The organism is Neisseria sp. P0022.S010, assembly GCF_051956635.1.
Window position 1 is genome coordinate 1 of the sequence record NZ_JBQCXF010000194.1, and the last position, 5,252, is coordinate 5,252.

General features: G+C 49.7%; 5 protein-coding genes. 3 read left to right on the plus strand and 2 right to left on the minus strand.

Going from position 1 to position 5,252, the window contains the following annotated elements:
* Nucleotides 1-159: 159 nt before the first annotated feature.
* On the minus strand, nucleotides 160-1,230 hold the full coding sequence (gene corA / locus ACTHUT_RS13475; RefSeq protein WP_250600459.1) for a magnesium/cobalt transporter CorA: 1,071 nt from the start codon (nucleotides 1,228-1,230) through the stop codon (nucleotides 160-162).
* Nucleotides 1,231-1,341: 111 nt separating this feature from the next.
* A complete protein-coding gene (gene gshA / locus ACTHUT_RS13480; protein WP_250600457.1) occupies nucleotides 1,342-2,700 on the minus strand; it encodes a glutamate--cysteine ligase in 1,359 nt (452 codons plus the stop codon).
* 264 nt (nucleotides 2,701-2,964) lie between these two features.
* Between gshA and leuC the strand changes: the two genes are divergently transcribed.
* From leuC to ACTHUT_RS13495, 3 genes are all read left to right on the plus strand, one after another.
* Nucleotides 2,965-4,374 (plus strand): 3-isopropylmalate dehydratase large subunit, encoded by a 1,410-nt coding sequence (gene leuC, locus ACTHUT_RS13485; RefSeq protein WP_250600455.1) that lies wholly within the window; start codon nucleotides 2,965-2,967, stop codon nucleotides 4,372-4,374.
* A 124-nt stretch (nucleotides 4,375-4,498) separates the two neighbouring features.
* A complete protein-coding gene (locus ACTHUT_RS13490; protein ID WP_049329052.1) occupies nucleotides 4,499-4,753 on the plus strand; it encodes a hypothetical protein in 255 nt (84 codons plus the stop codon).
* 103 nt (nucleotides 4,754-4,856) lie between these two features.
* Complete coding sequence (locus ACTHUT_RS13495) at nucleotides 4,857-5,222, plus strand: VOC family protein (protein ID WP_049329051.1); 366 nt, start codon at nucleotides 4,857-4,859, stop codon at nucleotides 5,220-5,222.
* The last annotated feature ends 30 nt before the right edge of the window (nucleotides 5,223-5,252 follow it).

The following is a 5,252-nucleotide window of genomic DNA, read 5'->3' on the forward strand; positions in this document are numbered from 1 at the left end:
GACATGATCAGTTCATGGGAAGGTAGTTGGCGTTCCGGTTTCATAGTTTCTTCTCCTTTTGATATTTATTTTTAAATTGTCTGAAAACTTCAGACTGCACGTGTGCAAAATCATTCTACCGTTTTTAAACGTTGACTTTCAACCCCTTGCCCTACCCGTTTACAGCCATTTTCTACGCGAAAAGAAAATCAGCAGTCCGATGATGATGCACAGCATCACACCCAAAACCATGAAATAGCCGTAATGCCAATGCAGTTCGGGCATATTGTCGAAGTTCATGCCGTAGATGCCGGTGATGACGGTCAGCGGCATAAAGATGATGGTGATAACCGTCAACACGCGCATTTGCTGGTTCATGCGGTTGGATTGGAAGGAAAGATAAATGTCCATCATGCTCAACACCATATCACGCGAGGCATCAAGCGATTCGATAAGCTGCATATTGTGGTCGTACACGTCGCGCAGATAGACGGTCGATTCGCCTTTGAAAATAGCAAAATCGCCGCGCACGGTCAGTTGGTAGAACACATCGCGCAATGGTAAAAGCGTGCGCCGCAGACGGACGGCATCGCGCTTGAGGCGGTGGATTTTGCCGAGAATGTCGCTGTTTTCGTTTTTAAACAAGGATTTGTCTATGGCTTCGACGCGGTTGTTATACTCTTCCAAGACGATAAAATAGTCGTCCACAATACGGTCAAGCAGGCAATAAGCAAGAAACGCTGTGTTTTTGTTCAAAATATTGTGCGGATTTTCGTGCATCTGCCGGCGGAGATGGCTGAACAAGCCCAACGGTTTTTGTTGGAAAGACAACACAAAATCTTTGCCGATAATCACATACACTTGGTCGGAATGGAGCTTGCCTGCGGAAGCATAGTGGTAAACCTGTGCGGCAGTAAAAACATAGCTGCCGTAGTCTTCGATTTTCGGACGCTGTTTGCGGCTGAGAATATCCTCGATAACCAGCTCATGGATGCCGTAAGGCTCAAGCGCGTGTTTGAGCAAGGCGACATCATTGATGCCGACAAAATGCAGCCAGTTGATTTGGCCTTCTTGCGGACGGGTAATATCGGGCAAGTTTTTTCCGGCAAGATAATCATGCTGAACAAAGGTATCGGCGGAATACAGGGTTTGATGAATAGCAGAGCGCGGCGCATTGTCGGTATTGCTGCGCTGCATGGCTTGGTCTTGCAAAGTGTCGGTTGTTTCAACTGGATTGGCTGGTTTGCTCATAAAGATAAATCATGTTTTTTAGTTAGAATGAATTGTACAGACAGAAAAAGCCGTCTGAAAACTGATTTTCAGACGGCCTGACAATATCGATCAACGCTTTATTAGGCTTTATTAGGCTTGAGGCGCGGTTTTCTCCAGCTCCAATGCAGCGGCAAGCAAGGACAGGCGCGCCATTACGCCGTAAACATAGAGGCGGTTGTGTTCGTTGTCCACGTCGCAGTCTTTTTCAGAGCGCGGCATACCGAGCGAATCCCATTGTTCAAATACACGTTTGCAGGCTTCAGGCGCTTCTTGGGAATTGTCGCCGCTGCCGGTGGGGATGCTGTTGGACAGCGGAACAAACACCATACCGCCTGCATTGAGGTTTTCGTCTGCACCACGGCCTTCATGTACGCGGAAGAAGCCGCCGATAACGAAACGGTCCATCATATAAACGACGGGTTCGCACACGGCGCCGTTCATGGTTTCATAGGTATAAATGCCTTCTTGGACAATCACTTCGCTGACTTCCAAGCCTTCTTTCACCTTCGCCATTTTGTTGCGGTTTTTGCGGTTCAACCCGCGCACTTCGTCAGCGGATTTGACGCTCATCACGCCCATGCCGTAAGTACCTGCGTCGGCTTTGACAATCACGAAAGGCTGGTCGGTAATGCCCAATTCGTCGTATTTGGCTTGAATTTTCGCCAGCACGCGCTCTACCGCTTCCGCCAACGCGTCTTCGCCTTCGCGTTCTTGGAAGTCCAAACCGCCGATTTTTTCGAAATACGGGTTAATCTGCCATTCGTCGATGTCAATCAGCTTGGCAAATTCGGCGGCGACTTGATTGTATGCGCTGAAATGTTCTGTTTTACGGCGCGTCGTCCAACCGCCGTGCAGCGGAGGCAATACGGTTTGGCTGATGCCTTTGAGAATGTCGGGAACACCCGCGGACAAGTCGTTGTTCAACAAGACTACGCAAGGCGAGAAGCCGTCGGCAAGATGGACGCGCTCGCGGGTACGCAATAAAGGTTCCAGCAGGATTTTATCGCCCAGCGCGGTTTCAAACTCGGTCAGCTCGGTAACTTCCGGATTCAGGCTGCCCAAACGGACTTCATACCCTGCCGAACGCAAAATCTCGCTGAGTGCGTAAACGTTTTGCAGGTAAAACGTGTTGCGGGTATGGTTTTCGGGAATAATCAATACGGATTTTGCCGTTTCACAGGCACGCTGTACCGCATCTTGTGCGGCAACCGCCGCCAGCGGGATAAAGTTGGGATTCAAATTATTGAAGCCGCCCGGAAACAGGTTCATATCGATGGATGAAATTTTGTAACCGGCATTACGGATGTCAACCGAACCATAAAACGGCGGACGGTGTTCGTTCCAATGCGAACGGAACCATGCTTCGATTTTGGCGTGGTTGCACAAGATTTTCGCTTCAAACGCCTGAAGTTGCGACAGATGTTCGGCAGCCATTACCGGTAATTTCATTCTCTATACCTCTTGGTAAGTGTGGATGTTGAGTGAGAATGATAGAACTTTTTAGTGCATTTCGACAAGCATTCTTTCAGATAAGATGCATCTTTTTGTCAACAATTCTACAATTTGTCTAATTTTTGATAAGTGTTTTTGAAACTTTGTGACAAATTTTAAAAATTGGACAAATTTCTATTGCACAGCCCCTATAAAAAGCCTAAAATCCGCCCATAAACGCAAACCATCATTCATACCTAACAATAGCAAAGAATACTCATCATGAGCGCACAAACCCTTTACGATAAACTTTGGAACAGCCACGTCGTCCGCGAAGAAGAAGACGGCACTGTCCTGCTTTACATCGACCGCCACCTGGTTCACGAAGTAACCAGCCCGCAAGCATTTGAAGGCTTGAAAATGGCCGGCCGCAAACTCTGGCGTATCGACAGCGTGGTCTCTACAGCCGACCACAACACCCCGACCGGCGACTGGGACAAAGGTATCCAAGATCCGATTTCCAAACTGCAAATCGATACTTTGGACAAAAACATTAAAGAGTTTGGCGCACTCGCCTACTTTCCGTTTATGGATAAAGGCCAAGGCATCGTACACGTTATGGGCCCGGAGCAAGGCGCTACCCTGCCCGGCATGACCGTTGTCTGCGGCGACTCGCACACTTCCACCCACGGCGCATTCGGCGCATTGGCGCACGGTATCGGCACTTCCGAAGTCGAGCACACCATGGCGACCCAATGTATTACCGCAAAAAAATCCAAATCCATGCTGATTGCCGTTGAAGGCCGTCTGAAACCCGGCGTTACCGCCAAAGACGTAGCACTTTATATCATCGGCCAAATCGGTACGGCCGGCGGTACGGGCTACGCCATCGAGTTTGGCGGCGAAGCCATCCGCAGCCTTTCTATGGAAGGCCGCATGACCCTGTGCAATATGGCGATTGAAGCCGGTGCGCGCTCAGGCATGGTTGCCGTCGACCAAACCACCATCGACTATGTAAAAGGCAAACCTTTCGCACCCAAAGGCGAAGCGTGGGACAAAGCCGTCGAATACTGGCGTACGCTGGTGTCTGACGAAGGCGCCGTATTCGATAAAGAATACCACTTCAAAGCCGAAGACATCGAACCTCAAGTAACTTGGGGCACCTCGCCTGAAATGGTTTTGGACATCAGCGGCAAAGTACCTAATCCTGCCGAAGAAGCCGATCCGGTCAAACGCAGCGGCATGGAACGCGCCCTTGAATACATGGGCTTGGAAGCCGGTACACCATTAAACGAAATCCCTGTCGATATCGTCTTTATCGGTTCTTGCACCAACAGCCGTATCGAAGATTTGCGCGAAGCCGCCGCCATCGCCAAAGGCCGTAAAAAAGCGGACAATGTACAACGCGTATTGATTGTTCCCGGCTCCGGTTTGGTTAAAGAACAGGCCGAAAAAGAAGGCTTGCACGAAGTATTTATCGAAGCCGGTTTTGAATGGCGCGAGCCGGGTTGCTCTATGTGCCTCGCCATGAATGCCGACCGTCTGACCCCGGGACAACGTTGCGCCTCCACTTCCAACCGTAACTTTGAAGGCCGTCAAGGCAACGGCGGACGCACCCACCTCGTCAGCCCTGCCATGGCAGCCGCAGCCGCGGTTACCGGCCACTTTACCGACATCCGCACTATGGCTTAAAGTATTTTCAGACGGCCTTTATTGATCAGGCCGTCTGAAACAATACCTTGCTCAAGTAAGTTTTCCTATTGCGCAAAACGTCCGAAAACCTTCTCAATCATTGATAACTCGAAAGGAATCTAGTATGAAAAAACTGTTTGCATTGGCTGCCGCAGCCCTCATCCTGTCAGCTTGTTCCAGCACTTGGTCCGGCGCAAAAAACGATGCCAACCGCAATTGGGACAAAACCAAAGAGACTGCCGAGCGCGTAGCCGATAAAACCAAAGAAACTGCTGAAAACATTGCCGAAAAAACCGGCGAAGCCGTTAAAAAAGGCGGCAATGCAGTGGGCCGCGGCATGAGCCATGTTGGTAACAAAATTGAAGCCGCTACCGAATAATTCGGTAAATCAGGCCGTCTGAAGCTCCTGACTCCGTTTCAGACGGCCTGATACCTTATTACTTGTTCAGAAATTTTCATGATTCCAAGCAAAGGAAGAAACAATGAGTAATCCGTCAAGCTGGTTTGGTATTCACGCTCATGATTTGGATCGCGCCAAAGCCTTTTACGAATCCGTATTCGACAAGCCCCTGCAAGACGTTGGCGGCAACGGATTCCGTTTCATCATTTTCCCAGCCGATTACACCCAACACGGTACGGCCGGCATGATTTGGCATGACAGCAACGCCCAGCCCGGCCACGGTGGTACAACCATTTTCTTTAATTGCCCGGATTGTGCAGAAACAGCAGATAAAGCCGTTGCAGCAGGCGGCAAACTGTTACAAGAGAAATTCCGCATTGCCAACGGCTTTGCAGCATTTATCGAAGATACAGAAGGCAACCGAATCGGTTTGCACAGCACACGCTAACCCGAATAGCCATAAAATTTCCCATTATTA